General features: G+C 61.7%; 32 protein-coding genes and 1 tRNA gene. 14 read left to right on the top strand and 19 right to left on the bottom strand.

The features are described 5' to 3' along the window. Window positions 1-11 precede the first annotated feature (11 nt). Window positions 12-686 carry a hypothetical protein gene (locus DC522_RS01690; protein WP_116526973.1) on the top strand — a complete coding sequence of 225 codons (675 nt, stop codon included), beginning with the start codon at window positions 12-14 and terminating at the stop codon, window positions 684-686. Here the strand turns inward: DC522_RS01690 and folD are convergent, their stop codons facing one another. Genes folD through DC522_RS01675 form a run of 3 tightly spaced genes read right to left on the bottom strand, consistent with a single transcriptional unit; the run spans window position 687 to window position 2213 of the window. Then, window positions 687-1589: a bifunctional methylenetetrahydrofolate dehydrogenase/methenyltetrahydrofolate cyclohydrolase FolD gene (folD, locus tag DC522_RS01685; protein ID WP_116526972.1), complete on the bottom strand. Its 903-nt coding sequence runs from the start codon at window positions 1587-1589 to the stop codon at window positions 687-689. 3 nt (window positions 1590-1592) lie between these two features. Continuing rightward, window positions 1593-1910: a DUF167 family protein gene (locus tag DC522_RS01680; protein ID WP_116526971.1), complete on the bottom strand. Its 318-nt coding sequence runs from the start codon at window positions 1908-1910 to the stop codon at window positions 1593-1595. Between the two features lie 3 nt (window positions 1911-1913). Beyond that, on the bottom strand, window positions 1914-2213 hold the full coding sequence (locus DC522_RS01675; RefSeq protein ID WP_047190121.1) for a YggT family protein: 300 nt from the start codon (window positions 2211-2213) through the stop codon (window positions 1914-1916). A gap of 178 nt (window positions 2214-2391) precedes the next feature. Between DC522_RS01675 and DC522_RS01670 the strand changes: the two genes are divergently transcribed. After that, a tRNA-Ala gene (locus tag DC522_RS01670) sits at window positions 2392-2467 on the top strand. 110 nt (window positions 2468-2577) lie between these two features. Continuing rightward, entirely contained in the window at window positions 2578-3165 is a 588-nt protein-coding gene (locus tag DC522_RS01665; protein ID WP_116526970.1) for a hypothetical protein, read from the top strand. An 865-nt stretch (window positions 3166-4030) separates the two neighbouring features. Here DC522_RS01665 and DC522_RS01660 read toward each other — a convergent pair. Both DC522_RS01660 and DC522_RS01655 read right to left on the bottom strand, forming a co-directional pair. After that, the gene (locus DC522_RS01660; RefSeq protein ID WP_116526969.1) at window positions 4031-4342 is read right to left on the bottom strand and encodes a hypothetical protein; all 312 of its coding nucleotides are present in this window, start codon (window positions 4340-4342) and stop codon (window positions 4031-4033) included. Window positions 4343-4637: 295 nt separating this feature from the next. After that, entirely contained in the window at window positions 4638-4871 is a 234-nt protein-coding gene (locus DC522_RS01655) for a hypothetical protein (protein ID WP_116526968.1), read from the bottom strand. A 399-nt stretch (window positions 4872-5270) separates the two neighbouring features. Between DC522_RS01655 and DC522_RS01650 the strand changes: the two genes are divergently transcribed. The 4 genes from DC522_RS01650 to DC522_RS01640 all read left to right on the top strand — a co-directional run bounded on the left by DC522_RS01650 (window position 5271) and on the right by DC522_RS01640 (window position 8207). Next, a complete protein-coding gene (locus DC522_RS01650; RefSeq protein WP_116526967.1) occupies window positions 5271-5528 on the top strand; it encodes a hypothetical protein in 258 nt (85 codons plus the stop codon). Window positions 5529-6190: 662 nt separating this feature from the next. After that, window positions 6191-6340 carry a hypothetical protein gene (locus DC522_RS34560; protein ID WP_165820011.1) on the top strand — a complete coding sequence of 50 codons (150 nt, stop codon included), beginning with the start codon at window positions 6191-6193 and terminating at the stop codon, window positions 6338-6340. A 17-nt stretch (window positions 6341-6357) separates the two neighbouring features. Then, window positions 6358-6783, top strand: a complete 426-nt coding sequence (locus tag DC522_RS34555; RefSeq protein ID WP_165820010.1) for a hypothetical protein — start codon at window positions 6358-6360, stop codon at window positions 6781-6783. After that, on the top strand, window positions 6780-8207 hold the full coding sequence (locus DC522_RS01640) for a PBSX family phage terminase large subunit (protein WP_165820009.1): 1428 nt from the start codon (window positions 6780-6782) through the stop codon (window positions 8205-8207). The genes DC522_RS34555 and DC522_RS01640 overlap by 4 nt, the downstream gene beginning before the upstream one ends. Here the strand turns inward: DC522_RS01640 and DC522_RS01635 are convergent. Beyond that, window positions 8204-8461, bottom strand: a complete 258-nt coding sequence (locus DC522_RS01635; protein ID WP_116526964.1) for a hypothetical protein — start codon at window positions 8459-8461, stop codon at window positions 8204-8206. The two genes, DC522_RS01640 and DC522_RS01635, sit on opposite strands and share 4 nt — an antisense overlap. 148 nt (window positions 8462-8609) lie before the next feature. Between DC522_RS01635 and DC522_RS37155 the strand changes: the two genes are divergently transcribed. Further along, a complete protein-coding gene (locus tag DC522_RS37155) occupies window positions 8610-8768 on the top strand; it encodes a hypothetical protein (protein ID WP_371678722.1) in 159 nt (52 codons plus the stop codon). Window positions 8769-9109: 341 nt separating this feature from the next. Here DC522_RS37155 and DC522_RS01630 read toward each other — a convergent pair whose 3' ends face one another. After that, window positions 9110-9736, bottom strand: coding sequence for a GntR family transcriptional regulator (locus DC522_RS01630; protein WP_245443900.1), 627 nt, complete (start codon window positions 9734-9736; stop codon window positions 9110-9112). A 230-nt stretch (window positions 9737-9966) separates the two neighbouring features. Between DC522_RS01630 and DC522_RS01625 the strand changes: the two genes are divergently transcribed. The 3 genes from DC522_RS01625 to DC522_RS34550 all read left to right on the top strand — a co-directional run bounded on the left by DC522_RS01625 (window position 9967) and on the right by DC522_RS34550 (window position 12967). Continuing rightward, window positions 9967-11415 carry a M20 family metallopeptidase gene (locus tag DC522_RS01625; RefSeq protein WP_371678622.1) on the top strand — a complete coding sequence of 483 codons (1449 nt, stop codon included), beginning with the start codon at window positions 9967-9969 and terminating at the stop codon, window positions 11413-11415. A gap of 77 nt (window positions 11416-11492) precedes the next feature. Continuing rightward, window positions 11493-12350 carry a transporter substrate-binding domain-containing protein gene (locus tag DC522_RS01620; RefSeq protein ID WP_116526962.1) on the top strand — a complete coding sequence of 286 codons (858 nt, stop codon included), beginning with the start codon at window positions 11493-11495 and terminating at the stop codon, window positions 12348-12350. Between the two features lie 479 nt (window positions 12351-12829). Then, complete coding sequence (locus tag DC522_RS34550) at window positions 12830-12967, top strand: hypothetical protein (protein WP_165820008.1); 138 nt, start codon at window positions 12830-12832, stop codon at window positions 12965-12967. 57 nt (window positions 12968-13024) lie between these two features. Here DC522_RS34550 and DC522_RS01615 read toward each other — a convergent pair whose 3' ends face one another. From DC522_RS01615 to DC522_RS01605, 3 genes are all read right to left on the bottom strand, one after another. Next, on the bottom strand, window positions 13025-13681 hold the full coding sequence (locus DC522_RS01615; protein ID WP_133239209.1) for a hypothetical protein: 657 nt from the start codon (window positions 13679-13681) through the stop codon (window positions 13025-13027). A gap of 97 nt (window positions 13682-13778) precedes the next feature. Next, window positions 13779-14108: a hypothetical protein gene (locus DC522_RS01610; protein ID WP_116526960.1), complete on the bottom strand. Its 330-nt coding sequence runs from the start codon at window positions 14106-14108 to the stop codon at window positions 13779-13781. A gap of 164 nt (window positions 14109-14272) precedes the next feature. Next, on the bottom strand, window positions 14273-14725 hold the full coding sequence (locus DC522_RS01605; RefSeq protein WP_245443898.1) for a response regulator: 453 nt from the start codon (window positions 14723-14725) through the stop codon (window positions 14273-14275). A 215-nt stretch (window positions 14726-14940) separates the two neighbouring features. Here DC522_RS01605 and DC522_RS01600 point away from each other — a divergent pair, with 215 nt between their 5' ends. Further along, on the top strand, window positions 14941-15354 hold the full coding sequence (locus DC522_RS01600; RefSeq protein WP_116526959.1) for a response regulator: 414 nt from the start codon (window positions 14941-14943) through the stop codon (window positions 15352-15354). Between the two features lie 39 nt (window positions 15355-15393). Next, complete coding sequence (locus DC522_RS01595) at window positions 15394-15816, top strand: response regulator (RefSeq protein WP_116526958.1); 423 nt, start codon at window positions 15394-15396, stop codon at window positions 15814-15816. 328 nt (window positions 15817-16144) lie between these two features. Here DC522_RS01595 and DC522_RS01590 read toward each other — a convergent pair whose 3' ends face one another. The 9 genes from DC522_RS01590 to DC522_RS34545 all read right to left on the bottom strand — a co-directional run bounded on the left by DC522_RS01590 (window position 16145) and on the right by DC522_RS34545 (window position 24341). After that, window positions 16145-16420, bottom strand: coding sequence for a hypothetical protein (locus tag DC522_RS01590; protein WP_116526957.1), 276 nt, complete (start codon window positions 16418-16420; stop codon window positions 16145-16147). Window positions 16421-16691: 271 nt separating this feature from the next. Next, a complete protein-coding gene (locus DC522_RS01585) occupies window positions 16692-17696 on the bottom strand; it encodes a phasin family protein (protein WP_116526956.1) in 1005 nt (334 codons plus the stop codon). A gap of 585 nt (window positions 17697-18281) precedes the next feature. Further along, complete coding sequence (locus DC522_RS34200) at window positions 18282-18593, bottom strand: hypothetical protein (RefSeq protein ID WP_133239208.1); 312 nt, start codon at window positions 18591-18593, stop codon at window positions 18282-18284. Window positions 18594-18781: 188 nt separating this feature from the next. Then, on the bottom strand, window positions 18782-20308 hold the full coding sequence (locus DC522_RS01575; protein ID WP_116526954.1) for a YfjI family protein: 1527 nt from the start codon (window positions 20306-20308) through the stop codon (window positions 18782-18784). Window position 20309: 1 nt separating this feature from the next. Then, window positions 20310-20882, bottom strand: a complete 573-nt coding sequence (locus DC522_RS01570) for a hypothetical protein (protein WP_133239207.1) — start codon at window positions 20880-20882, stop codon at window positions 20310-20312. Then, on the bottom strand, window positions 20882-21217 hold the full coding sequence (locus DC522_RS01565) for a hypothetical protein (RefSeq protein ID WP_205769465.1): 336 nt from the start codon (window positions 21215-21217) through the stop codon (window positions 20882-20884). The genes DC522_RS01570 and DC522_RS01565 overlap by 1 nt, the downstream gene beginning before the upstream one ends. 366 nt (window positions 21218-21583) lie before the next feature. Further along, window positions 21584-22354 (bottom strand): hypothetical protein, encoded by a 771-nt coding sequence (locus DC522_RS01560; RefSeq protein WP_116526952.1) that lies wholly within the window; start codon window positions 22352-22354, stop codon window positions 21584-21586. Further along, the gene (locus DC522_RS01555; RefSeq protein ID WP_116526951.1) at window positions 22354-23697 is read right to left on the bottom strand and encodes an integrase arm-type DNA-binding domain-containing protein; all 1344 of its coding nucleotides are present in this window, start codon (window positions 23695-23697) and stop codon (window positions 22354-22356) included. Before DC522_RS01555 ends, DC522_RS01560 begins: the two co-directional genes overlap by 1 nt. Window positions 23698-24137: 440 nt before the next feature. Next, window positions 24138-24341, bottom strand: coding sequence for a hypothetical protein (locus DC522_RS34545; RefSeq protein WP_116526950.1), 204 nt, complete (start codon window positions 24339-24341; stop codon window positions 24138-24140). Window positions 24342-24442: 101 nt separating this feature from the next. Between DC522_RS34545 and gspD the strand changes: the two genes are divergently transcribed. Then, window positions 24443-26545: a type II secretion system secretin GspD gene (gspD, locus tag DC522_RS01540; RefSeq protein WP_116526949.1), complete on the top strand. Its 2103-nt coding sequence runs from the start codon at window positions 24443-24445 to the stop codon at window positions 26543-26545. The last annotated feature ends 19 nt before the right edge of the window (window positions 26546-26564 follow it).

The raw sequence follows: 26564 nt of genomic DNA, 5'->3' as shown, positions 1-26564 counted from the left end.
AGGAGGAACGAATGAGCAGGGTGAAGAGCATTAGTCTCATGACGGGTGCGGGCCTTCTGGCCCTGGCCCCTTTCGGCGCCCAGGCCCAGGGCACACCTGCCGACACGACCTTCTTCGTCACCAGCGTCGGATCGGGCAAGGGCGCGGATCTCGGCGGACTGGAGGGCGCGGATCGGCACTGCCAGACCTTGGCCGAGGCCGCCGGAACCCGCGGCAAGGTCTGGCGTGCCTATCTGTCCACCCAGGCCACCGGCGGCGCCGCTGCCGTCAACGCCCGCGACCGGATCGGCCGCGGTCCCTGGCAGAACGCCAAGGGCGTCGTGATCGCCAAGGATGTGGCGGATCTGCACAGTGCCAGCAACAACCTCAACAAGCAGACCGCGCTCACCGAGAAGGGTGAGGCGGTGAAGGGCCGAGGCGATACTCCGAACCAGCACGATATCCTCACCGGGTCGCAGCCCGACGGCACGGCTTTCGCAGGCGGCCAGGACATGACCTGTGGCAATTGGACGAAGAGCGGCGCCGAGGGAGCGGCCATGACCGGCCACCACGACCGCATGGGCCTCAATGAAGAACCGCCGGCCAAATCCTGGAATTCGTCCCACGCCACACGGGGCGGATGCAGCCAGGATGCCCTCAGGAGCACTGGCGGCGCAGGTTTGTTCTATTGCTTCGCGGCGAACTGATCAGGCTGCGAAATCGACCTGCGGCATGGGGATGCCGCGGCGCAGGCACGCGGCTTCCAGAGTGTTGCGCAGCAGGCATGCGATGGTCATGGGGCCGACACCGCCGGGAACGGGCGTGATGGCGGAAGCCACTTGGGCGGCCTCCGCATAGGCCACGTCGCCGACCACCTTGGTCTTGCCCTCGCCAGCTGCAGGGTTCGGTACCCGGTTGATGCCCACATCGATCACGATGGCGCCGGGCTTGACCCAGTCGCCCCGCACCATTTCGGGCCGTCCGACGGCGGCGACGAGAATATCCGCCTCGCGGCAGACCTCAGGCAGATCGCGGGTCCTGGAATGGGCGACCGTGACCGTGCAGCTCTGGGCAATCAGCAACTGCGCCATGGGCTTGCCGACGATGTTGGAGCGGCCCACCACGACGGCGTTGAGGCCGCTAAGATCCCGGCGCACCGACTGGATGAGCAGCAGGCAGCCGAGCGGCGTGCAGGAGACGAGGCCCGGCACGCCGGTCATCAGCTTGCCCGCATTGATGGGGTGGAAGCCGTCCACGTCCTTCGCCGGATCGATCGCCTCGATCACCTTCTGCGCATCGATCTGCTTCGGCAGCGGCAGCTGGACGAGAATGCCGTCCACCGCCGGGTCGGCATTGAGCTGCGCGACCAGGGCGAGAAGCTCCGCCTCGCTCGTGGAAGCTGGCAGCACATGCTCGAAGGAGCGCATGCCCACTTCCACGGTCTGGCGGGCCTTGTTCTTCACATAGAGCTGGCTCGCCGGATCCTCGCCGACGATCACCACGGCAAGTCCTGGCGTCACGCCCTGGCCCGACAGGTCCCTCACCGCGTTGGCGATGCGGGCGCGCAGCCCCCCCGCATAGGCTTTTCCATCGATGATCGTGGCGGTCATGGGCTAACGTCCTGTCAAAGCAGCGATGTCCTTGGCGAGGGCTTCTCCCTCGCCGGCAATCAGAAAGGTCTTCAGCCGGGCGGTCGCGCCCGCCTCTAGGCTCACGGCGGAGGCCGGAAGCCTCAACGCCTTGGCGAGCAGTCGCCTCACGCCCTCGTTGGCGGCCCCATCCTCGGGCGCGGCCCGCACCCGAATCTTCAGGACCAGCTTGCCATCGGAGAGCGCCTCCACCCCGTCGATGGCATCTCGCCGGCCTTTTGGAGTCACGCGCACGCGGACCTCAAGACCATCGGGGCGGATGCGCCAGGGCCTGTCTGGCATGCGTTAGAGAGCCCAACCAGGAACCTGGTACTTCAAGCGATCCAGGATGTTCTGGATGAAGATGATCAGGAAGATGAGAAGCACGGGAGAGATATCGACCCCGCCTAAGTTCGGCAGGATCTTGCGGATCGGCCGCAAGGCGGGCTCGGTCACTGCATCCAGGAAGCTCCAGATCGAGCGGACCACGTCGTTGCGGGTGTTGACCACATTGAAAGCTACGAGCCAGCTCAAGATCGCCGAGGCGATGATCAAATAGGTATAGAGCTGCAGGGCCAGTTGGATGACGGTAATCAGAGAACTCATGGGAGACCTGTCAGGATCGGGCGTTGCTCATGTAACCTTCCAAGCGGGACTGAACAACCCGTGAGGCCCGCAAAAGCAGCTCCCTCCGCCAAAAGGCGGTCTTCCGCCGCCCTATCGCCGATTGACAGACCGAAGCGAGGGGGCCTAAAACTCAGCCCGCTTGGTCTAAAAAGCGACCGGGGCTGTAGCTCAGATGGGAGAGCGCTGCAATCGCACTGCAGAGGTCAGGGGTTCGAATCCCCTCAGCTCCACCAATATCTTCAATGACTTAGCCCATTGGGGCCCAAATCCAGCTCGATACGGGTAAGCAATAGGTAAGCAAGCGGGGCAAATTCACCGAGTCGGTAGAGAGCAAAGAGGCTCGATGGATAAACTTGAAGTTGCTCGCCGCCAGTTGGGTACGGCCTTAGCCTTGTACCTGGACGATTTGGACCCTGTTTCGGTCCACTCACTCGCAAGCGCTGCCTGTGAGTTGTTAGAACACTTGGCCACCAAAGCTGGCAAAAGGCCGCTCAACCACTACATTCTGCCGGTTTTTCCTGGATACAAGCCATCAGACCTGCGCCGCATCCAGCATGAGTTCTGGAACGCGTTCAAGCATGCGCTCCGACCCGACCAAGAGACAGAGCGAGACGACAGCCCGCTTCTCGCCAACTTCAGCGATGCGGATAATGACCACCGTCTATTCGTTGCTTGGTACGATTATGCCAACGCGGCGCAACGGCTCCCAATAGAGGCATCCATATTCCAGATTTGGTACATGTGCCTCTATCCTGATGTGGTGGGCATTCACCTTCCCTCAGGGATGATTGACGAGTTCTTTCCGGATCTTCCCAAATACGACCGAGCTTTACAAAAGCAGGCATTACGAAAGACAATTGGGGTGCATCGGGCGTTATTGGACCCAAACGATCCGACAATTGAGCACGAGCCGCTCATTCATTCTCGGTAGACTCCAAGCCTGCCATAGAACCGCAACATCCGCTCATAGCACTCAACAACACGGCGCCCGGCCTTCTTGCGAGTGCATTCCCGGTCGAACGTCGTAAAGGGGCGCCGTTCCCATTTAAGCAGCCTTCTTTCCTAGGTGGGTTTCGTGTATATTCAGTGATGACTTCGGTTCGCTAGTTGTAGGCTGCTCAGAACTAGGGAGGCCCTTCATGGCCAGCAGAAAGCAGTCCCCAAATCCGAAGCAGGCAGGATTACCACTCCTAGAACGCGGCGGGTCAGGGCTCTCCCAAGCGGACCCGACACCACAATTCACTTTGAAGGCGACAAACTCGCAGTGGTGGTGTTCAAACCTACCGGAGGCGGTGCGGGCGGGATCAAGAGGCCCAAGATCGATATCTGCAAGTGCACAAAGACAGTGTACAAATGCAAGACAGACGAAGAGGGCAACACCATCTGCAAGGAAGAATGTACTGAGTGGGATTGTAAGACGATAGAAGCGGCGCTTTAGGCACCGCTCCCATTTTCACCTTAAGCAGCTGCCCGGCGTCCCCTCTCGCGCTGTGCCAATAGCGCCATTAGCTCTCCCGGCCTTCTCGCGCGAACTTGCCCTGCGGTTCGCCGACAATGCTCTTGGCTAAAGCACTTCCGCACGCTGTCCGGCGCGCGGATCACTCCATTTCGATCCGCACCCTCGCGAGGAGGGCGACCGGATGGGAGATAGTCAAACGGAACCATGATCCCGTTTCGATCCACGCCCTCGCATCCCCTGCATGTTATCGGGTTCGGCACTAAGTCAGGCGCCGAAAGCCTTCCATAGAGTGCGTAATTCGCGGAAGCCCATTTTTGGAACGCTCAAGGCGAGCATTTTAGAGCAGCACTTGCATCAGGATCGCATAGCTCACGCCGGTAAGCGTCAGAACAAGGGCCAGGATGGCGGCAGCCTGCCTCTCGAACCGATCAAGCGCGGCGTGAGCATCCTTGACCCGGGCGCGACGCTCAGGATTCGGATCGCTCATCCAGCCTCCGCTGCATTGGATCCCGAGATGCCATACAAACGACGCAGTACGCCCGAAGATCCAACCCATCATGTCGGGATCCAACGTGACTGGCGACTGGTCGCCAATCAGCACAGCGCCGCGTGACGGCACGCCCGTGATCCTCTGCTTGGTTGAGGACAAGACCCCACCTGCTCTCCCGCTGACGGCGGGGTTTTGGACGAGCAGCCTTCAGGCAGGGGTCAGCTATTGGCAACTCTTTGGCGATCCACCGCGCTTCTGCTCTGATCGGCAGATCCGGGGGTGGAAGCCGCTTCTTCGCGATTGAGACGATCATCCGCGCAATGAGCAGAAACGCGCACTTATGGAACAAAGGGCATCGGTGAAGACTGCACCTCTTGCGAGGCAAAGCACCGCCTCCGGAAATCATCAGGCGGGTGCGCTAATGGTCCCGTTCAGGAGAGGCGGTGTTTGTCCATTACTCGAACCGCTTGCCGCCGTTGTCACCGCCCGGGAACACTCCTCCGGTTGCTCCACCACCCGGGAACGCTTTGCCGCCAGAACCGGCGATTGCGTCCGAGTTCATGCTGGTCGACAGCAACACGGTCACCGTGGGAGGCGTCAGTACCGCAAACCTGCCGGCTTTTTTCAAAAAATCACGGCGGGCCTGATCCTCAGCCGACAAGGCTTCTGGGGATTGTTTATCGGTCATGGTGCACCTCCAGCATCGGATACAAGTCTACCATTGTTGATGCTATCGGTTCCGATACTAAGATGCTAAAAGGAGAGGTTCTAATGGTGTAATCCTTTGGGACTAAACTAAAGCCCTCGGCTTTATCGCGAGCTTCCGAAAAGTACATCCTGGAGTAGAGCGATAAACGCACGCCCTCGATCTGATATAGCTCGAAAAAATATTCCCGTAGGGGCAAACACGGGCCCAAGGGCCGCGCTCACAATCAAACCAGGACCTGGGCGCGGCCCTCTTCATGAGCACTCTGGCTTCCTTGCCTGCGTGCGAGACGATTGTCCGCGAATTTCGCGGCGCCCTTTATGGAACAGCGAGCGAGCCCTCCGGCATTAACGGAGATTGTTCGCAAGTGCCGGAGCACCCATGCCTCGCTTTTTCTTCGACATCCATGATGGCAAGAACTTCACGCCTGACCGTCAAGGGGTTGAACTGGAAGACCTAGAAGCGGCCAAGGATGAGGCCAAGAAGGCCCTCCCCGACATGGTGAAAGACGAAATGCCGGACGAGGACCGGCGCGACTTTACCGTCGATGTCAAGAACGTGGCCGGACAGATAGTCTGGCGAGTTACGCTTTCGCTGGTCGTGGAAAGCCCATCCCAAGGCTCACCAGCTAATACCTGACAGAGGGCCGCGAATTTCCGAGAGTCCCTTCCTGGAACAGCGCCGCAACCGAGATCGAGGCTCGCGCCGGGTCTTGGCAGCACTCAGACCTTCGAACCTGCTCAAGGCCCACATCAACGGTGGTAGAAAGGTGGTAGAAAGAAGCCTTGAAGGGCTGATCTGCCACGCATGGCATGAGGTCGGCGCACCCCCTACAGGCAGTGATCCTGCCCTGAGCGTTGCAGCGCACCACATTCCGACTATGGCAACTGCGAACACAGGACCACAGCCGCGCTGGCGGCGGTGATCGCAGTCGCGACGAGCCCGACATCCAGCGGCGTCCATGGCACCGCTGCAAGATCCAGAAAACGCTTCAGCAAGACTGGGCCCAGCAGATCAAATTAGCCCGTTCAACGTCCTCCGGAGCGAAAGGTTGCGGCGCACCATAGCGAAAGGTTGCGGTGCAGCAACCAATGCGAACGCCACCCTGATTGGACGCAAGCCGACCTCGCTCAGGTGACAGGCCTAAGCGTCGTGACCATTCGCGCTTTCGAGAGAGGCGGAGAAATGCGGGACAGCAACCGCATGCTGTTGCTGCTCTCATTCGAAAAGGCTGGCCTTCAATTCATCCCCGAGAATGGCGGCGGTGCGGGTGTTCGCTTTAAGGAGAAGAAGGAGACGCCATGACCGATGAACTGCCCAAGCAGGCCGCCATGTGCGCCCTGGAGACCGGCATCAAAGTCGCCGAGGACGGCGAGTTCGTCCAGGCCGCTCGGCTTTGCCCCTATGGACGAACAACCGAAGCGCGCCGATATTATGCGAACGAAACATGAACAGAAGGAGCGGGCTCATGACCGATAAGCGGCCCGTGGGACGACCGAGGGTTCTGACGAAAGTCTTGAAGGCGGAAATCTGCGCCCGCATCGCCAACGGCGAAACGATCCGCCAGATCACCGCCCTCAGCCACATGCCGACGCACACGACGCTGTTCAAGGAGGTGCGCGAGGATCGCGAGTTTGCTGCACAGTACGCGCAGGCGCGTGAGATCCAGCTGGAGCGAATGGAGGACGAGTTGCTCGAAATCGCCGACAGCCCCCGTTACGAGCCGCAGCAGGCCAGGGTCATGATCGACACGCGCAAATGGATCATGGCCAAACGCATTCCGAAGAAATACGGCGAGAAGGTCGAGCAGACGCTCAAGGGCGACGCCGAAGCGCCGGTGCAGGTCGAGACCACCTACCGCTACGTGGTGGTCAGGCCCGAGGCCAAGGCGTGACGGCGTTCGAGGACATCGAAATCGCCGAGAGCATGCTGCCACTCCTCGGCGAAGCGCGCTACAAGGCGGCCTACGGCGGCCGGGCCGGGATGAAGAGTCACTTCTTCGCCGACCAGGTTGTGCTGCGGGGGCGCAAGCAGCGGCTGCGCGTCGCCTGCATCCGCGAAATCCAGAACAGCCTCAAGGAGAGCGTGCGTCAGCTCATCATCGACAAGATCGAGCGCCGCTCCCAGCCCGGCGAATGGACTATCACCGACAGCGAGATGCGGCACAACCGGACCGGCACCCTGATCATCTTCAAGGGCATGCAGTCGTTCAACGCCGACAACATCAAGTCGCTGGAGGGCTTCGACATCATCTGGGTCGAGGAGGCGCAGACCCTGTCCGCGCGCTCCTTGCGCATCCTGCGCCCGACGGTGCGCAAGGAGGGCTCGCAGCTCTGGTTCTCGTGGAACCCGCGTCATGACACCGACGCGGTGGACAGGTTCTTCCGGGGCCAGGAGCCGCCGCCCGGCACCATCCTCGTCGAGACGAATTGGCGCGACAATCCCTGGCTGTCGCCGGAAATCCGGGCCGAGATCGAGCACGACTTCAGGGTCGATCCCGAGATGGCTCACCATGTGTGGGACGGCGGCTACGAGATCATCACCGAGGGCTCCTACTATGCCAGGCTCATCGCCCAGGCCGAGCGCGAAGGCCGCATTGGCGACTTTCCTTACGACCCTGCTTATCGGCTGCGCACTGCTTGGGATATTGGCGTCGACGACTACACGGCGGTCTGGTTCATTCAGGACAACGGCATCTACCGGTGGGTCGTCGACTATTGGGAAACGAGCGGAGACGGACCGCAACAGGTCGTCGAAGCTGCTCTCCCTGAGCTGCTCGCCGACCCTGCACTGACGCGGGCCAACTTGGTCAGCCTGGGCCGCGAGACCGCGTTCAAGTACGAACGCCATTTCCTGCCGCACGACGTGATGGTTCGGGAATGGGGCGCGGGTGCCAAGGAGCGATGGAAGACGCTGAAGGAACTCGGCGTTTGGCCGCTCCATCCCGGCGTCCAGCAGCCGCCTGAGGAGCGCATCAACGCTACGCGCAAGCTGCTGCCGTTGACCCGCTTCAACAACACGCGCCGGGTGCAGACGGGTCTGTCCCGCCTGCGCCGCTATACGCGCAAGTTCCACGAGCAGATGGGCGTGTGGCAGGGACCGCAGCACGACATCAACTCGCACGGGGCCGACGCCTTTGGCGAGTACGCCGTCAACTGCGGCATCATCCCCATGGTCGAGAGAGTCAAGGCCCAGCCCAAGGCGCAGAATCTGACCTATGAGGCCCGGCAGATGCCGGACGGCACCGTGCGCGTCGTGTCCAACATGTCGATTATGGACATCGTCAACGCCCGCTTGAAGGGTAAGAGACGGCGCTAATCGTCCGAGGAAAGTGTGATGCTCGCACCCTTGAGATGGCGGTTGAGCGTCCTGGCCAGGATCTCCGCTTCCTCGATAGTGGTGCCCTCGCGCAGCCTCAGGGAGAGGAGCCCATCGCCCAGCATAGGGATGGTCTCGCCGGTCGGCTCCAGAACGAGAAACGGGTGGCCGTACTCGTGTTCCTTGACGATGGCCTTGTACTCGCCGTGCTCGGTTCGTGCCTTGATGCCCTTGCCGTGAAAAGCTCGCGCCATAGTCTAAGCTCTCTTGAAAGCAAACGTTCTGAAACAATCATATCGAATAAACATCGGGATGCTGCAGACCCTGCCGCCGCGACGAAGTGATCCGGCGGATGACGCCAGCAACGACTGCATGGTGAAGGTGTAGAGAGGCGGAACGGCAATCGCGGTTGCAGACCACGATCATATCAGCCGCTCCCGTGCCTGCATCGAGATGCGCAAGTGGATTAAGTCGAAGCGCGCGCCGAAGAAGTACGGTGACAAGGTCGCGGTCGACAACACGCACCGGGTGAAGACGGTGAGTTTGTGGCCCGTCCGGTGATGGGCGTGGTCCACTTCCGCTCGTCGGGGAAGGGGCAGGAGCCGCCAGAGTACGACAGCTCCGTGACGCCATGGCCTGCGGTACAGCGCCCTGGATAAACGGGCGATCCGAGAGTCATCCTGATCCAGGGCACGGTCCGGATTTCCGGGTGCAGAGTGGATTCAGGTTCAATCACCTCAGCGGATGCGAATGTCCGAGAGAGTACCGTCAGCAGACGTCCACTCAACCGTGCTTAGAGGCCGCCTTTGACCCAATCCGGAAGTTGGGCATGGATCGATTGTGCTTCATGAACGACCCGCCTGCAGCATCGCCCTAGCGTGCTGACCCCGCTACAGACTCTGTCAGACCTGCTGAGGCTGGCGAATGTGCAGGGCAATAATCTTTTTCAGTCGAGCAACATCTCGATCCGAGAGAGCTCCGATCATCGCATGGTGCTCGCGGCTCGACTGCTCGACGCGTGCTCGCGTGCTCCATTGCCCTGCCAGGGCTGACGACGTTCGGCCGCGGAGTTCCGTAACAAGGCTCAGAAGCTCCGGGTTCGAGCACAGGCCGAGGAGCTCACGGTGGAAGGCGAGGTTCGCCTCATATTGATCCAGGATGGTTCCGTTGAGGATAGCTTCGTCGAACTGCCGCGCCCGATCGCGGATCCGCTCAATCGCAGCAGGTGTCGCACGAGCCACAATGCTGTCAACGGCTGCCATTTCCAGGATGACGCGAAGCTCAAGGATGTGAGCGGTCTGGTCACCATCCGGCAGGAAGACATGGTAGCCGCGATTGGGCACGTGCTGCACCAACCGCTTCTGAGCCAGATAGTCCAGGGCGCGCCGGACATCGGGACGCCCATAACCGTAACGCTGTTCAAGATCGATCTGCTTCAGCCACATGCCCGGCGCAAAGACCCCGGAGCGCACATCGCGGGCGATCGCGTCTGCAAGATCCATCCAGGGCTTCTTCAGCGGTGCATCCATTATCGTGTCCATCGTGGCTAACCCTGTCCTATCCGAGGCCACAACCAGGCGCTGCCCGATCTTTAGACGCAGCTTGAGCCAGTCGCCAAATCAAATAGCAGCTGTCCTCTTGCATCGCCGCAGCTGACGTGCATGATATTGGCACCAATTTTGGTGAATATTCAACTGCCTTCGTCTCGGGCCAGTTCGGCTTCCGACTAGGCGTAATGCTGAGCTGTGGAGGTCGGATCTTGCCTGCAAAAAACTCCCCGGACATCTGGGATCTGGTTGAGGCCAAGCGCGAGGCGTTCTTCGCCCTCAGCGACCGCATCTGGGAGATGCCAGAGCTGAACTACGAGGAGTTCCGCTCTTGCGCCGAGCACACTGCAATGTTGGAGCAACAGGGCTTCCGGGTGACGGGTGGAGTGGCGAACATTCCGACCGCCGTCATGGGAGAGGCGGGCGAGGACGGGCCGGTCATCGCGATTCTGGGCGAGTACGATGCCCTCCCGGGCCTGAGCCAGGAGGCCGGAATTGCCGAGCAGAGACCGGTCGTTCCGGGCGGAAACGGTCATGGCTGCGGGCACAACCTGCTCGGCAGCGGGTCGCTCATGGCTGCGACTGCGGTGAAGGATTATCTGGAAGCCCACGGCCTGAAGGGCCGCGTTCGCTATTATGGCTGCCCGGCCGAAGAAGGCGGCTCCTCCAAGGGCTTCATGGTTCGGGCCGGCGTCTTCGACGACGTGGATATCGCGATCTCCTGGCATCCGGCGCCTTTTGCAGGCGTCAACAATCCGATTTCTCTCGCCTGCAACGAGATCAATTTTCATTTCACGGGCCGTGCCTCTCACGCGGCGGCCTCGCCTCATCTGGGCCGGAGCGCACTTGATGCGGTCGAGCTCATGAACGTGGGCGTGAACTACATGCGTGAGCATATGCCGAGCACGGCCCGCATTCACTATGCCGTCACGGATACGGGCGGTTCGGCCCCGAATGTGGTGCAGGCCAATGCAACGGTGCGCTACCTGATCCGGGCTCGCGACCTGCCGGAGATGCAGGGGTTGCTCCGGCGCGTGAAGAAGATTGCCGAAGGTGCCGCGCTGATGACCGAGACGAGCGTACGCAGCGAGATCGTCAGCGGCGATGCCAACCTCGTCGGCAACACGCCGCTCGAGCAGTTGATGCATCGGAACCTGGAGAGGCTTGGACCTCCGGTTTTCGACGAGCAAGACAGGGCCTTCGCAGCGAAGATCCAGGAGACATTGACGGACGAGGACATCAAATCCTCCTTCGCCCGCTTCGGGCTGAAGCCCCGGGTGGGCGTCCCGCTCTGCGATACGATCTTCCCGCCCGAGAGCGGGGATGGAACACTCGTGGGCTCCACCGACGTGGGCACCGTCAGCTGGGTAGTTCCCACCGTGCAGATGCGCGGAGCGACCTACGCCATCGGGACGCCGGGTCATTCCTGGCAGCTCGTGGCACAAGGAAAAGCTCCTGCGGCCCATAAGGGCATGGAGCATGCCGCCAAGGTCATGGCCGGCACGGCTGTCGATCTTTTCCGTGATCCGGCTCTGATCGAAGCGGCCCAAGCCGATTTCCACGAGCGGCTGGCGGGGACGCCTTTCGTCAATCCGATCCCAGATGATGTCGATCCGCCGATCCCGACGAAGACGAGCCGGGCTGAATCCGTCGCGTCTTGAGAACCCCATCTCCATTCGAACCCACCAGTCTTGAGCGTGATGGGCGCTCATCAACAATGATCAACAGAGGGAAATTTATGAAGACCATCAGCAAGATCCTGGCACTCGCAGTCGCCGGTGCGACGCTCGCACTCGGACCGGTCGCGACGGCGCAGGAAAAGACCTGGACGAAAGTGCGCATTGCAACCGAAGGGGCATTCGCGCCGTGGAACTTCACCAAGACGGACGGCACGCTCGATGGCTTCGAGATCGAACTGTACCAGGATCTCTGCAAGCGCATGAAGGTCGAGTGCACGATCGAGGCGCAGTCCTTCGATGGCATGATTCCTGCGCTGAACGCCGGCAAGTTCGACGCGATCATGGCCGGCATGTCGGCGACCGCCAAGCGCGAGGAGGTGATGGCCTTCACCCAATCTTATGGGACCACGGGCCAGACCTTTGCGGTGCTGAAGTCGAGCCCTCTCGTCAATCTGCCTGACAAAGAACAGGTGTTCTCGCTCGCGACCAACGAGGCTGGCGCCGCTGCAGAAATCGAGAAGCTGAAGCCGTACCTGAAGGGCAAGACCATCGGCGTGCAGGGCTCGTCGATTGCCGCGAACTTCCTTGACAAGTACCTGAAGGATACTGCCGAGATTCGCGAGTACAAGACCACGGAGCAGCACGATCTCGACCTCACGGCTGGCCGCATCGACATCATCATGGCATCGACGGCCTACCTGACCGGTGCAGCGGGGAAGCCCGAGAATGAGCAGATGACTCTCGCAGGTCCGCGCTTCCAGGGCGGCATGCTCGGTCGTGGCAGCTCTGTCGGCCTGCGCAAAGGCGACCCGGAGCTGAAGGCGATGTTCGACAAGGCCATCACCGAAGCGAAGGCAGACGGCACGATCGAGAAGCTCTCGACGAAATACTTCGGCTTCGACATCACGCCGCGCTAAGATTTGTGCACCACACATCCCGGAAGTTAGACTCGGAATGCCACCACAGCGCTGGAGCCACCGCTCCGGCGCTGTGACACATTCCCGGAAACGACACACGGGACGATGGAAAAATCGGCAGCCGATCAAGTCGGCCGAGCGACAACAGCATCTTGTGGCACTTCCCGGAAGGAGGCAGAAGGTCTGCTCACAATGGGCGCACCAGACCTTCCCAGAAGGCGGGGCGTCTGCTGCTTAGACCGGATGCGAACCTTTCTGCGCTTGATCGATCCGCCACTGCTATCGCCACATGCCCCGCATCTTCGCGCCGATGTCGACCCGAACATTTCTCGGCGTGGCGGGAGCAGTGATTGTCTCTGCCACAGCGACGGGCGTGAGGGCAGCAGGACGCTCCGTACCTATTCGGGATGAGGTGTCCCCAATAAGCGAGTGTGGTTTCCTGCTTGCCATTGTGAAAGCAATCGCAGGAGGCAACGGCCATGGCCGGTAAAGCGCGCATGAGACCCTCATTCAAGAAGCACACCCGCCGCTACAAGGAGATCATTGCCCTTGCCAAGACCCTCGAAGGGCAGAAGAACCTCGCCAAAAAGCGCCGCTACGCCAACCGTCACGGGTAGGCCGCACTCAAACGGCGCATCAGTGCATCCGCAGACGTCAGCCGCCTCCGAGAGCGACTAACGCAGGTCCTCTTCCGAGAGGGTGTTGGCGAGCGCCGCCGCCAGAGCGCGTGATGGGATGGCGGTCCGGGGCTGCTCGGCCACGCCGCCCGCGCGCATCAGCCGGGCGAGGTCGTTGATATGCTTGCGGCGCAGCGCCTGCGCGCCTTTGTTCGCGGCGTACCCGCCCGCCAGCGCCGCCCCTATGCTCACGGCCGTGTTCGGGTGATCGCTCAGCATGCCGTACCCGAGCGTGCCCAGGGTTCCGAGCTGGCCGGTCGTCCGCGTCGGCGAGAGGTGGCCAACGGCTTCGAGGATCGTTTCGGGAACCGTGCCGCGATAGGCCCGCACGGCTGCCGCCAGCTCGTCAGGCGTCAGGGTGTGACGCTGGATCAGGCTCTTGATCGCCTCCTTGGGCACGGGCTCGCCGAGCCGGTTCGCCTCCCTGATCAGGGCCTCCAGCTCCGTAAGCGCCGCCTGCGACGGAATGCTGCCGGGCGCGGGCCTGTGCATCAATGCATCGCCCAGCCGCTTGCCGAGCCGGGAAACGCCTTCGGACGCCTTTTGGCCTGTCGCACCCAGGCCCGCGCCGGTGACCGCGCCGAAGGTGAGATCCGCCGCCGACAGCCCATCGTCGTCATGCCCGGCCCCCTCCAACGCGCTAGAGACTACCAAGCCACATTTGCGTCAATGAGGCATCGCTTCCAAGAGGAAATTGCCGTTGCCCGCTACGGTTTTGACATCATCACGGGAGCATTCTGGCCACAGACCTTCAGGCAGCCTGAACTCCCGCCTCCGGTCTGGCATCGCGCAGGTTGCCATAGCCCCCATGCACCCAGACCCGATTGGCGGCATACCGCACCATCCGTGCAGCCTCGGCAAGTTCCGCGTCGGCCCGTGCCTGCGCTCGGCTCTCGACGCTCTCCAGTACCAGCATGACCTGACTGCGGTTCTCCGAGGGCAGGGCCGTGAGCGTCGCCTCCAGATCCGAGGGATCGCCAAGCGAAGGGGCCGTCTGCCGCGCCATCGCATAAAGCCGCTCCAGAATGATCGTGAAGGCCCTTGAGGTCTCGGGTCGGGTGGTCTGCGGAGATGTGTGCATGAGTACCCTTGCAGATTCTTGGCAGGCTGCGGGAGCAGCCGCTCTTCGTTGTTGTTGGTCGAGCCTGATGCGTCAGCTCGAGCCCACATAACGCCAAGGTTCCCGTCATGAAGGGGAAGCCTGCGTCCTCATTCAAGGGCCCGGCTCCATCGAGTCGAGACCGTTTACCCAATCTTGGAAAACGCAACGACCGTCCCCTCGTCTGGATCAGTCTCCTTCAGGGCGGCTGCGGCTCTGGCGGCCTGTGCCCGCGCGGCAGCGGATCGCACATAGGATACAAGCGTCTCGCTCGGGCAGGGCTTGGCCAAGAACGCGGCTCCGGGCGGGAGGGAGACCTCCCGCGGCCACTCACGACCGGAGGTGATCAGAATTTCAACCGTCGGCCAGTGCTCATGAGTCAGGCAAGCCAGCTCATAGCCGTTGATGCTTGGCGGCATCTCCACGTCCGAGAGCAGAACATCCACCGCAACTCCGGCGCGGAGAACGGTCAAAGCCTCTGCGGCATTGGACACTTCGATCACGCGAAAGTTGGCGTCCACAAGAATGTCAGCCGCAATCAGCCGCACCAGCGGCTCATCCTCAACCAGGAGAACAACACCCGCAAATGAATTGGTCACAGAGCAAACACGCCAAAGATGAGAGAAGCCAGGCCAGAACAGCAAAGCTCAACGCATTGGTCCGCCATTCGGTTCCGCCATTTGAAATGCAAGCCGTTTCTGCTCAATGGGCGGACCCACTATTCTGCCCCGTCAGAACACCCGACCCTCCCTCCCGCGAGAACCCACGGCGCAGCAGCCCGTTATCCGCACTGCAAGTTGCGTAAGGGGTCAACATGAGTGCAGCCTCGGTCACGGCTTTTCCACGCCGAACACCTCCCGCCATCCTGGTGGTCGAAGATGAAGTTTTAGCACGGGCCCTCATCTGCGATGAACTGCGGGCACATGGCTTCAAAGTGCTGGAGGCGAGTTCCGCTGTCGATGCCATCACGGTGCTCGACAGCGTGCGCGTTGATCTTCTGTTTGTCGATGTGCACCTGCCGGGCCCGCGGAACGGGCTGGACGTGGCCCGTCACGTGCAGGCCCGCGGCATGCCGGTTCAGATCATCCTCACCTCAGGTAAGTCCGAGGCCAGCGCGATCCCGGATCTCGATGAACTCGGGCTGTTCATCCGCAAACCCTATCTGATCTCGCGGGTGCTCGACCTGGTCAGCCACAGCCTCAACTGGCCGGAGATGCCCAGGAGCTGAGGTCGGGAACCAAGGTCCAAGCGTGGCGATTAGCCTTGCATGAGCCCTGCATCATCCAACCTAACTCCTCAATCCGACACTCCGCTTCACACCGTTCTCGTGGTCGAGGACGAGGTTCTGGTCCGCATGGTCATTGCCGATTACCTGCGTGAATGCGGCTACCGAGTCTATGAGACTGTGAATGCCAGCGAGGCGTTGGCCGTGCTGCAATCGCCTGAGGTGTCGATCGATATCGTGTTCAGCGATGTCCAGACGCCGGGTGACATGGACGGGTTCAGGCTGGCCCGCTGGGTCCGGGCCAACAAGCCCGGCGTGCAGGTGGTTCTCACCTCCGGGGTCGAGCGTTCGGCTGAGATTGCGTCGACGCTCTGCGAGGCGGGCCCGTTGCTCAAAAAGCCATACCCGCCGCAGGACGTGGTTGATCGTATTAGGCAGCTGGTTGCCAAAGCCAAACGCTCCTGATGAGCGCAAGGCTGCCATTGGCAACAACGTTCTCCACCCTGATGTTATTGCCCAGGGTGACGATGCGGCCTTCTTCGTTGCTCGCGCGAAGCTGAACTACAAGTTCAGCACGTACTAAGACCCGTCGCGTCTGCGACCGAAAAGGCTCGGGTTTCCCCGGGCCTTTTTATCATCATGCGGTCACCTTGATTGCCCCGGACACCTTACCGGCATGTTGCTGCTAGCAGGCGGCGAAGGAGTTGCTGAGGCGAAGAGGCCGCCGATCGATCGTTCTCAATCTCTGCCGTGAGCCATCTGGGGCCAGGGCGGGGCAGGATGGGCGAACAGCTCAGTCTACCTCTTGCATCCCCTTTTGGCGATGAGTCTGCTTGGGGAAGACCAGCCTGACGTGGACCCTTCTCCTGGCGGACATGCGGTCCAGTCTGTCCTTGATCACCTGGGCCGTCTCAGAATCAATGCTCCGGATCTGCTCGATACGGTGAGCCAAGGCCTTGAGCTGCTTGAGGCTCGTAATATGGGCATCTTCAAGAGCTTTCCAGGCGCTCACGGGCAGGCGCAGACCATCGAACAGATCGTCAGGGTTCTTGGAGCAGCTTTGTGGCATCGAGTTCGCCTCCTGGCCGCGGGTGAGACTTACCGGGGCAGCTGGTGCTGTCCTGATTGACGAAGAGTTATCTGAAGGTGACGGAGGTCGAGTGAGACTATCGTCCCTTTGCAGGATCAGGATCAACGCATCTGCCGGGGTACCCCTCAAGGGAGACACACACTGGAGTTCGTCTGCATCGGTGTCAGCTGAGTTGTCAGTTCACTTTGGAGCCCACCACGCTCCCGGCTGATGAGCCGGGAGCGTGTGCTTGTTGGGACTCAACCGGCGTTTAGGCCACGCGGCTGAGGCGCTGGGCCGTCTTGTCGGTCTGAACCGTCACAGTGCGTGTAGCCTCATCGGCCATCTGGATGGTGAGCTCGGCAATCCGGCGGCTGTTGTCGAGGGTCTGTTCCAGGTTGTCCCGGATGAGAGAACTCTGCAGCGCGAGAAAATCTGACAGCGACCGGCAGCGCGCGAGCTGGCCTAAGCCGTCCAGATTCGTCTGCCACCGTTTCTGGCTTCGCTCGACGCATTCGCGGGCGACATCCTGGACGCCACGGGCCAGCACCGTGCCGGATTGGGCGACGGCACGGAGGTTCTCCGAGGTCTGTCCCGTCAGGTTCTGACCATCGCCGTCGGGAAGGCCGAAGAGCTGCATGGCTTGCTGGATGGCCTGGTCTGTCGAGCGGCGGGTCATCTCCGAGACTGCATTAAGGCTGTTCTGGAGCGTCTCCTGCATGGTGCGGGCCATGGTCTGGGCTCCTTCTGCTCCGGCCCGCACCGTCTCGGTCACGCCGTCCGCCACCAGCTGGACGGTTTCGACCTGCTCGCGGGCGCGTCGGGCCTCCGCCCGCTTGGCTTCCTCAAAGTTCGCCATCTCATCCTCCACTTTCTCGACTACGGCGTGGGCCTCTTCGTCGCTCAAGACCTTGAGCACAGCAGGCAGCAGCTCCCTCTTGTCGTCGCGGATATGCTGCTGGAACACCTTCCTCAACTCGGCCACTCTGCCAAGGAAGGCACCGCTGTTCTTCGGCATGCGCTCCAGCTCGGCCAGGAGCGCACTGGTGTTCTCATTGTCTGCGGCGGCCTCCCGTACGAGATCCTGCATCCCGTGCCGTCGCAGGATCGGAAACAGGTGTTCTTCCTGAAGGCTCGCCAGGAGCTGCAGCTCCTCCTTCAGGTCTGCGAGCAGCCGCTCGCGGGCTTTGACCGCATTGTCGGACGTGGCGAGGAGCTTCTCAAACAGCTCATGCGCCTTGTCCGGTGGGGCCTGGCCGAATCGTGGGTTCGTCATTGTCCCTCGCAAGCTATCGAAGAGAGGATCTCAAGCACTGCAGCTTGGACCTGCTGTGACACTGGAATGTCGCTAGTACCAAAACGCGCTACACACGCCGCTTGGGCGGACGAGGCAACAAAGCATTCCTAGGCACCGACCGCTTCGTTGCGCGTCCACTCGCTACTGGTCTTGAAGGGCACTCGCCCCCAAGTTCGGCCGCGCTGAGCGACCTGTCCTTGGTTTTATTAACGCAGGTTAATTCATCGACAGCGCCTGATGTTCCACCGATTTCATTCGGCCAAGCCGAAGGCTGCTCCGTCAGCGCCCAGGTGCTCGATATCCTAACCGCTACGCGCAGCCCGCCAGTCGGTCCCGCTGAGCTTCCGATTAATCAGACCCCTCAGGAGACTCTCCAAGCGCGATTAACTGCTGAAGGCTACAACCCCGTCCCAGCAGGCGCTAAAAGCCTGCCAGTGGACTCGGCAGGCGCTTTGGAAGGCATGTGCGTTTCGGCGGCAGGTCAGACGGATTGATCAGCGCAGGGCAGCCGCACCTGAGCATACGCTGCACGGCGCTGCTGGCGTGTTCCTGTCATGCCCATGCTCATCTTTTCCTTGCCTCTGCTGCTCCGGCTTGGCGTCTGAAGACCCGCCCATCCGAGAGAATTGCAGCCGTCTCCGTGAGGGAGACAACCGCTGCCCCCTTCAAGGCCCACGCCAACCCGTCTGCGGCGAACAGGTCGGCGGAATACCAGCCAAGCGCGGCGGCTTCGCGCCCGAAGCTGTCGAAAAACCGCCCGGCATCATCAATCGCCAGATGCCACTCCTCGATCGCGCGGCCTGCCGGGCAGCCCATCTGAAAGGCCGCAAAGGCGAGCGCGAAGACAGGCGGGACGCCGCCCTCGATCTCAGCCATCGCCGCGCGTTCCTCCAGTTTCAACTCCCACTCTGCTTCGCAAAATGCGGATTTGGGTTGAGGGTCTGCGACACTTGCGACGGTTGCGACACTTTGGGGGGTAGCAGGGTCAACCGTCGCAAGTGTCGCAAGTGTCGCAAGGGTGGATCGGGATTCCGCGATTTTGAAACGGCGGTAGGCCATGAGGATCACGCCTCCCTCATGAGGTGCAACCTGCGGGGGCGAGGCGAGATATCCACCACCCAGCCATGGTCCTTCAGGATCGCAAGAGCTTCTTCGGCCTTATTCTTCGTGCGGACCGGCGCTGGGCCACACCGGAGGATCTCACGAAAGTCGATGACGTCTTCGCCGCGCTCGCGTAGCCAATCGAGCAGCTGTTGCGCGACCTTGAGCCGTGGATCGGTGCGGGCGGCCCGCTGAAGCCGCAATGCCTCGGCCACATACCAATCGGCGAGCGTCAGGGCGGCGTGCATCGCAGGCGTGCCGATCTCGGTGGCCTGACGATCCGCGACAATCGTCAGCACGCCTGCGATCCGGGCCGCGTGCTCAGCAGACTTCGCGGCAAAGTCCTGGATCGGCCGCAGGTCGCGGCCCGGCCCGCACTGGCTTTCAATATGGTCATGGAAAGAGCGCCAGGCGGCAGCGGCCTCTTCGGTCATCCGTAGCACTCGAGGTGCAAGCTCGTTGCTGCACCCCTCGGCAAGCGGCCACGGAGCCTCAAGGATCGACAAGATGCGAGCGGCATAGGCACGGATCGCGGCATCGTCCTCCGGCAACGGGTCGCGGTACAACCGCGTGCCCGCGATACTCTCGGGTGCGGCGACCAGCACGCGCGACAGGAGCCCCTGATCCCGCAGGAGCGGATCGGACAGGAACTGCGCAGCGGCCTCATGCTGCACCATTAGGTGCATCGAGAGGCGGCGGCCGACGAGAATGCTGACACCGTCGAGCGAGCGAATGCGCTTGATCGGATGGCCGTCCCAGATTTCGGAATAAGCAGCGGCTGTCCGGAGCCGGTTGTCCTGAGACATGCCATGCCCTCCGATGAACTGCCCACCTTCGGCAGTGAAGATGCCGAGTGCCGCTGGCGCTGCCGCCCACGCCTTGACCAGGCCTTCGATCGTCGGCTCTGGCACTGTCAGGAACGGATATAGAGGCATCTCGGGCTCGGGGCCGAGAGCCGTCAAAGCCGCCTTCCGCGCCTCGAAGTCCATGTTCTTCGCGTTCTCGATCTTCCGCTTCTGCGCGCTGTAGGCTGCGAAGGCGATCGACCAGGCTTGATTGGCGCTCTCGTGCTCTTCCTTCAGTGTCTTCTCGCGCCTGCGGATCGGCCAGAGGGCTTCGTTGTCGGCCGTGGATTTTCGATCGCCGGAAGCAGCGATGGTCACCAGGAAGAGCGACAGCGGCCGCGTCTGCCCATACGGCAACAGCACATCGGCGTGCGCTTGGGCGGCCAGAGCGGCCGCCGCGAGCACCGCCTGCCCGGCGATTGCCTCCGGCACTTGCACCTTGCGGGCAATGGCTCTGGCTGCGGGCGCAAGGACCGGGCCGAGAGCCTCGATCGGGTAGCGCTCGGCGGGAGGCAGCAGCGGGAACAGCGGGATCGGACCATCGCTCGGAGCCGATGCCCGCCCGGCTCCGAGCGCGCCATTCGCGTTCTCCCGCTTGCGGGCGCGAAGGATATTCAAGTCGACATAGTCGGTATACTGGTCCATTTCAGGCGACCTTTTTAAAGGATGAGGACGGGATGAGGATGCGCGGCTTCGGGCGAGTCAGGATCTGATCCAGCTCTTCACCATGCGCTTCGTCTTCAACGCTGAGCGGACCGGCGTCGTCGAGGTAGTGCGCCGCCGCTGCCGGGCGGACCACGCAGATGCCCCGGCGGCGCGCCTTCAACCACCCGACCGGCGAGCGATGCACCTGCAAGGCACCGTGCTCATCCAGGCGCGGATCGTAGATCGTCTCCTCGCCGAGCGCCCAGGCCCTCCCGAGCCACGAGGCGAGCTGGCCGCTGGCGGGCGACCAAGCCACGATGTCGACCGCCTCGTCCCATCGATTGGTGATGAGAAACAGGAAGGCGTGGACGCCTTTCTCGTCATAACGATGATGATGGTGCACGAACTCGAAACGATCCCCGTCGAAGTACACGTCGCTTGTGGCGACCGGAAAGGGACCGGCGAGCGCATCGGGCGGAATACCGAGACGCTCCAGGTCCTCGACCTCACGCGGCGTCAGGGTGCGGCAGGCGTTGAACGTGCCGATGATTGGATCGGGGGAGAAGACGTTCATCACTCGCCCCCGTCCCGCGAAATGCGCGGAGCGACAGCCTCACGGTCGCGGTCGTCTTGCCGCCGCTCATGCATGCGGCGGGCGGCGAATTGCTGGCGCTCGGACGTGCTGTTGACACGCGGGCCGATCTTCGCGGCGGCCCACTCATCGAGACCGTCCTGCGGATAGAGGGGAAAGCGCCCTGCATATTCCATCGGCGGTCCGCCGCCGACGCAGGCCAATTTGGCGAGTGTGCGAGGACCGTAAGACAGTCCCCACGCTTCCTTCAGGTAGTCGCTCGCCGCATAGCGCCGGAAACGGTGCTTCTGCTTCGAGAGACTGTGTTCGATAGACATGTCAACCTCACATCATCTCAGAGCGGTATGCTCGGGTGATGTTCGGCATCATGAACATCTTGGGTCGCGGCAAATAACATTGGGCAAGTCGGAAAATGCGCGCTCGGTTTGCCCAATGTCCTATTGCTCGTTCAGTCCTGCCGGATGGATTTCACAGCCGACGCCGTTCAGCATCTCGCGCAGGCTTTCCTCGCTACTCCAGGATAGTCTGGCGATGGTGGCGATGGCCTGGTTCGGCACTTGAATAAGCTGGACGGTCCATTCTGAACGGCCATCAGCTATAGCTTCGTAGGCTACGCCGAATGCTTTGCCGTTATAGACCAGCGTTCCTGCTGAAAACCTATTGCCTGCGGTTCTAGCTGAGGCTCAGGGGAGGCATGCAGCGCCTTCTTCGGAAGAGGGCTTTCTTCTGGGCTTTGCGCCGGATCGCGTCTGCTGGAACACCTTGAGGATTGTCTCTCGGCTGTAAGGGCCACCGTGGGTCGACTTGATGCCGAGTTCATTCAGAACGGCTTCCGCAAAACGAATGTAAGGGCTATTCGCTTTGCCGGTTATTTCCTTCTCGCCGTGGTGAGAGCGGGGCCGCGCAATTCTTGCCTGCTGTTGAAAATGTTGCTCGAAGATTTCCGGCAGGTGTGTGCCGATTAGCCACTCCGCCGCACTTTTGTCCTGCCGTAGCGGGGCCTCTGGCTTCGTCTGTCCGCGTGCCCGGTTAGTAATTCGGGCCAGCCGAGCCAGGCCGACAACCAGCCCTCTAAGCGAGGGTGCCGGATCTCTCCGCTTCCCCCGCATGGCACCTTCTCCGAGGGGGAATTGCTGGCCAATGACTTGCTGCAACCACGCTGTATCGTTTGACAGCAGGGATCTCAGTCTACGAGCAGCCATCTCTATGTCTTTCAGACGATGTACACGTCCACTCCAGAGCCCCCTGCTGTCCAACTCATTGAGGGTGTCCCATAGAGATCCGGCCCATTCAATGTCTTCCCGTAAGCGCCGCCTATTGATCGTTCGCGGGATATGCATTCGTCCCACGGCCTTCAGGATATGGTCGACGTTGGCCGCTTTCATTGCGTTGGCAAACCGATATGCAGCCATCCTGCGACGAGATCTGGCGTGGAGGGGCGAGATGCCGGGCATCAGGCTCGCGCCTTCGCATGCAGGTCCACCACCTGGGCACTCTCGGCCGGATTGCCTTCCATTGCGACCGCGATGTGCTGCGAGACGCGATCCGCCGCCGAAATGAGGGCAGTATCCAGCTTGTGAATGTAGCCTCGCGTGGTGCCACCTCCGGAGTGCCCCAGCATTGCGCCGATGGTTGCCTCGGTGAAACCGAGGTCGTCGGCGACGGACGCGAAGGCATGGCGCAGCCCGTGCGGCGTCAGAGAAGCAATCGACGGCTCAGCGATCTCCCTTCCGTCCGGCGTCTTGGCGTTCCGTATCCGATCCCACGCCTTCGGCAGACCCCGAAAAGGCTTTGGCCCGCTCTTCGGGTTCTCTGCATCCACCGTCCGCAAGGCCGGGAACACATACATGCTGTTGCTGCGGGCGAGGATAGCGCGAAGGGCCTCCAGCGCGGGCGATCCGAGCGGACGCACGCTTGCGCCGGTCTTTGTGTCGCTGAGCCTGAGGCACGATCCGCGCAAGTCGCACTCGCCCCGCTTGAGCCCAGTGATTTCGCTCGCGCGGCATCCGGTCAGGGCGAGCAGCCGCACGGCCTCGACCGCCTGCCAAGGCTCTCCCTTCAACTCGGCGGCAGCGAGCGCCCTGCCGAGAGCAGCATACTGGCTGGCATCAAGATGGATCTTGCGCTTGTTGTAGGAGGGCAGAACGATGCCGCGCGCCGGGTTATCGGTCCGGCAGCCCTCCTCGACCGCATAGGTGAGGATCGTGCTCAGCAGCGCCATGGTGCGCGTGGCGGTGCCCTTCCCGCCTTTCACGATGGCGCGTCCACGAGCCTTGGTCTTCACGTCGGTTGCCGTCTTCCCGGCAATCACGTCACGCAGGAAGACCCGCAGATCCGCTGTGGTTAGATCCTTGACCGTACGATGTCCAATGAGCGGGATGATATGGCGCTCGACCCGTCCCCGGTCAGTGTACAGTGTCGATGGCTTCTTCGCTTTGCCCATGCGCGTCAGGATGAGCCCCTGCTCGGCCCTGTCGAGATACTCCCGGCAAAGCTCGGCGACGGTCGCCGCCGTGCGATCCGCCGCCCTGGCTTCTGCCGGGTCTTCCCCCTTCGCCACCCTGTTCAGAATAGTCCGCGCCTCGTTGCGGGCCTCGTCAGGGGTCAGCACGCCATAGCGGCCCACCGTGAGGCGGCGGCTCCGCCCGTTCCTGTTGCGGTATTGGACAAGGAAGGATTTGGCTCCGCTCGGCTTCACGCGAAGCCCGAAACCCGGCAACTCGTTGTCCCAAGCGTACACGTCCGCTCCGGCTTTCGGATGGATCGCATCGATGACCCGCTTGGTCAGTTTCGGCATCGGGTAAGCACCGGGTAAGCAGAAGGCGGTCATTTCGAGCCAGCTCGGGTAAGCACCGTCAATCAGTTTTGCCCTCGAAAGCCTTATTTTATAAGGCTTTGGTAGACTCGGGTCAACGCGGGTAAATCAGGGGAATCGATGGACGACTGCAATCGCACTGCAGAGGTCAGGGGTTCGAATCCCCTCAGCTCCACCAAGCCTTTGGTTGTACAGCGCTATTCCTCAAATCACGATATTCCTGCCGCACAACGGTGCCATACACGCTGACCGCTGATGGGCTCCAAGCGCTTGGAACCGTATGTCAGCCTAACTGGCGTGAGAACTCTGGTCCCAAGGCCCGTGGACGCGATCGAGCGGGTGTAATCGGCCAAGAGCATCACGACCAAGCAAGAGCCTACCGACGAGGAAAACTGGCTCTCCCTCTTGGCCAGATCCAAGGGTCAGGAAGCGAGATCCGATGCAGAGCGGGTCATCGCTTGGATGAAGGCAACGGGGTTCGCCACGAATACTTCAAAAAGCCAGGACTCGATCGATGGCCCATTCACATTGCCGAATGGATGGACGGCATTCCCGTTCTTTCTTCCCAAAAATACCGGCAACTTCGAAATCTCGCTCTTCAGCCTGTTTTCGAGCAAAGCCGACATCCGGCTCGACAGGCGCTTAACCTTAACGAAAGCTGTCGATGGAGGATCCGGCTTGTGGGGTGTAGTCGTAGAAACAGGATTACATTGCTACCCTAGGATTTATGATGAAGGCGCTCTCCGCCTGCGCGCTTGCAGCGACCCTGTTTGCTGTTACGGGATGCCAGAACGCGCCTTCCGAAGGACCGGCCCGCTACAGCATTCTGGGTTCGGGGGCGCCTTTCATTACATCCAACCGGCTGGAGAACGGATCGAGCGCATCCCTCGTCGATACACAAGGAAGAGGGCCTGCCGGTTATACGGATCTGGGAAGCGATACGACGGTCTCTCCTCGTCAATCACCGGCAGAGGCTGTCCTCGTTTCCGATAACGGTGCGAAGGTTTCGCTCAATTTCGTCAACGTGGAGACCCAGGAATTCGTCCGGGTGGTCTTCGACGAGATTCTGAAGGAGAGCGTCGTTGTCGACCCTGGTTTGACCGGACGCATCACCGTCAGGACGACGGAGCCCGTCTCGCGCAGCACGGCCTTGAGCCTGGTGCGCAACGTGCTTCAACTCAACAATGCCTCTCTCGCGAAATCGGGCGGGATCTTCCGCGTCTCAGGCCGCGTTGCAGGAGGTCAAGCACGAGGACAGATCGGCGAGAACATTCGCATCGTGCCGGTCCGCTATCTCAATCCCGAACAGGCCCGCGCAGCGCTCCAGCCCTTCTCGAGCCAGGGCACGGACATTACCGCCAACGGGGACGGGCGCTACCTCGTGCTCTCGGGAAGCCCGGCCGATCTCGACAGTCTGTCCCAGGTGCTCGAGACGCTCGACGTCGATCACATGCAGGGCATGTCGTTCGCTCTCGTGCCGCTTAAAGACGCCAATGCGATCTCGGTGTCCGGCGAACTGATGCAGATGTTCGGACAGGGTGGAGGTTCAGGCTTCCGCGCCATGCCGATCCAGCGCATGAACGCTGTCCTGCTCATGACCCGCAACAGAGAGAGTCTGACGCGAGCAAAAACTTGGATCGAGCAGCTCGATCAATCCGGCAGCGATAGCCGACAGGTCCGCGTGTTTCCGATCCAGAACCGCCGCGCCGCCGATCTCGCGCAAATCCTGAACGGCATTCTCCTCGGCGCAGGCAACTCGACACCGGAAAAGCCGGACAACGCCGTCACTGCGCCATCGCTCACCCCTGCGACATCACAGACAGCCGGGATTCAGCCGGCGAGCGCTTTCGATCGATTTCAGCCCACCTCGCCGGGTGCCCCCAACAGTATCGAGGCGGCTTCAGGCTCGAGCAACATCCTTCAGGGCGCACAGATCCGCGCGGACGTTTCCACCAACTCGCTCGTGGTCATGGCGAGACCTGAGGCTTATAAGCTGATCGAGGCGACGATCCGCCGTCTCGATGTGCTGCCGACGCAGGTATTGATCGAAGCCACCATTGCCGAAGTCGGGCTGAACGACGCCTTGCGCCATGGCGTGCGCTGGTATTTCCAGAGCGGCCCGCACGGCGTTGCGCTCACCGACGATCAAGGCCGCGTCGCGCCGCTGGCGGGCTTCAATTATGTGTTCAGCGCGCCGCAGGGCCGCGTGGTGGTGGATGCGCTGGAGAAGGTGACGGATGTGGAGGTGATCTCGTCTCCTGCCCTCACCGTGCTCGACAACGAGACCGCTAATCTCAAAGTCGGCGATCAGGTGCCGGTCGCGACCCGCTCCGCCCGCAGCGTCACGAACCCCGAAGCGCCGGTGGTCAACGACATCGAGCTGAAGGACACCGGCATTATCCTCTCGGTCACGCCGCGCGTGAATTCGAGCGGCATGGTGATGCTCGACATCAGCCAGGAGGTCAGCGACGTGGTGCAGACCTCGACCTCGAACATCGACTCGCCGACGATCCGGCAGCGCAAGATCAACAGCTCGGTGGCGGTGCAGAGCGGCCAGGAGATCGTGCTCGGCGGGTTGATCTCATCGGCCAACCAAACGGGCAAAGACGGCGTGCCGGTGCTGAAAGACATCCCGATCCTGGGCGCGGCGTTCACCAGCAAGGGCGGCTACGAGCGCAAGCGCACAGAGCTGCTGATCATTATCCGGCCCACGGTGATGGCGAACCGTCTCGATGTGCAGCGCGTCACGGAGGAGATCAAGGCCAATATGACTAGAGCAACGGCAGTTCTGACGGAATCGTTGGGGCTATGCGGTGTGGCGGCTTCGTGATTCACTCATCTTGGCTCTC

Source organism: Microvirga sp. KLBC 81 (genome assembly GCF_003075415.1).
In the GTDB taxonomy this organism is placed as follows: domain Bacteria; phylum Pseudomonadota; class Alphaproteobacteria; order Rhizobiales; family Beijerinckiaceae; genus Microvirga.
This window is presented reverse-complemented; position numbering and strand designations above follow the sequence as displayed.

What these genes read in the sequence shown, in the direction of transcription:
- DC522_RS01570 (WP_133239207.1), bottom strand. Translation starts at nt 20,882, where the DNA reads ATGAACGTCTTCTCCCCCGATCCAATCATCGGCACGTTCAACGCCTGC.
- DC522_RS01600 (WP_116526959.1), top strand. Translation starts at nt 14,941, where the DNA reads ATGAGTGCAGCCTCGGTCACGGCTTTTCCACGCCGAACACCTCCCGCC.
- DC522_RS01675 (WP_047190121.1), bottom strand. Translation starts at nt 2,213, where the DNA reads ATGAGTTCTCTGATTACCGTCATCCAACTGGCCCTGCAGCTCTATACC.
- DC522_RS01610 (WP_116526960.1), bottom strand. Translation starts at nt 14,108, where the DNA reads ATGCACACATCTCCGCAGACCACCCGACCCGAGACCTCAAGGGCCTTC.
- DC522_RS01560 (WP_116526952.1), bottom strand. Translation starts at nt 22,354, where the DNA reads ATGCCCGGCATCTCGCCCCTCCACGCCAGATCTCGTCGCAGGATGGCT.
- DC522_RS01655 (WP_116526968.1), bottom strand. Translation starts at nt 4,871, where the DNA reads ATGACCGATAAACAATCCCCAGAAGCCTTGTCGGCTGAGGATCAGGCC.
- DC522_RS34200 (WP_133239208.1), bottom strand. Translation starts at nt 18,593, where the DNA reads ATGGCTGAGATCGAGGGCGGCGTCCCGCCTGTCTTCGCGCTCGCCTTT.
- DC522_RS01630 (WP_245443900.1), bottom strand. Translation starts at nt 9,736, where the DNA reads ATGGATGCACCGCTGAAGAAGCCCTGGATGGATCTTGCAGACGCGATC.
- DC522_RS01585 (WP_116526956.1), bottom strand. Translation starts at nt 17,696, where the DNA reads ATGACGAACCCACGATTCGGCCAGGCCCCACCGGACAAGGCGCATGAG.
- DC522_RS01650 (WP_116526967.1), top strand. Translation starts at nt 5,271, where the DNA reads ATGCCTCGCTTTTTCTTCGACATCCATGATGGCAAGAACTTCACGCCT.
- DC522_RS01590 (WP_116526957.1), bottom strand. Translation starts at nt 16,420, where the DNA reads ATGCCACAAAGCTGCTCCAAGAACCCTGACGATCTGTTCGATGGTCTG.
- DC522_RS34545 (WP_116526950.1), bottom strand. Translation starts at nt 24,341, where the DNA reads ATGTCGGCTTTGCTCGAAAACAGGCTGAAGAGCGAGATTTCGAAGTTG.
- DC522_RS01665 (WP_116526970.1), top strand. Translation starts at nt 2,578, where the DNA reads ATGGATAAACTTGAAGTTGCTCGCCGCCAGTTGGGTACGGCCTTAGCC.
- DC522_RS34560 (WP_165820011.1), top strand. Translation starts at nt 6,191, where the DNA reads ATGACCGATGAACTGCCCAAGCAGGCCGCCATGTGCGCCCTGGAGACC.
- DC522_RS01575 (WP_116526954.1), bottom strand. Translation starts at nt 20,308, where the DNA reads ATGGACCAGTATACCGACTATGTCGACTTGAATATCCTTCGCGCCCGC.
- folD (WP_116526972.1), bottom strand. Translation starts at nt 1,589, where the DNA reads ATGACCGCCACGATCATCGATGGAAAAGCCTATGCGGGGGGGCTGCGC.
- DC522_RS01565 (WP_205769465.1), bottom strand. Translation starts at nt 21,217, where the DNA reads ATGTCTATCGAACACAGTCTCTCGAAGCAGAAGCACCGTTTCCGGCGC.
- DC522_RS01595 (WP_116526958.1), top strand. Translation starts at nt 15,394, where the DNA reads ATGAGCCCTGCATCATCCAACCTAACTCCTCAATCCGACACTCCGCTT.
- DC522_RS34555 (WP_165820010.1), top strand. Translation starts at nt 6,358, where the DNA reads ATGACCGATAAGCGGCCCGTGGGACGACCGAGGGTTCTGACGAAAGTC.
- DC522_RS34550 (WP_165820008.1), top strand. Translation starts at nt 12,830, where the DNA reads ATGGCCGGTAAAGCGCGCATGAGACCCTCATTCAAGAAGCACACCCGC.
- gspD (WP_116526949.1), top strand. Translation starts at nt 24,443, where the DNA reads ATGATGAAGGCGCTCTCCGCCTGCGCGCTTGCAGCGACCCTGTTTGCT.
- DC522_RS01635 (WP_116526964.1), bottom strand. Translation starts at nt 8,461, where the DNA reads ATGGCGCGAGCTTTTCACGGCAAGGGCATCAAGGCACGAACCGAGCAC.
- DC522_RS01690 (WP_116526973.1), top strand. Translation starts at nt 12, where the DNA reads ATGAGCAGGGTGAAGAGCATTAGTCTCATGACGGGTGCGGGCCTTCTG.
- DC522_RS01680 (WP_116526971.1), bottom strand. Translation starts at nt 1,910, where the DNA reads ATGCCAGACAGGCCCTGGCGCATCCGCCCCGATGGTCTTGAGGTCCGC.
- DC522_RS01555 (WP_116526951.1), bottom strand. Translation starts at nt 23,697, where the DNA reads ATGCCGAAACTGACCAAGCGGGTCATCGATGCGATCCATCCGAAAGCC.
- DC522_RS01620 (WP_116526962.1), top strand. Translation starts at nt 11,493, where the DNA reads ATGAAGACCATCAGCAAGATCCTGGCACTCGCAGTCGCCGGTGCGACG.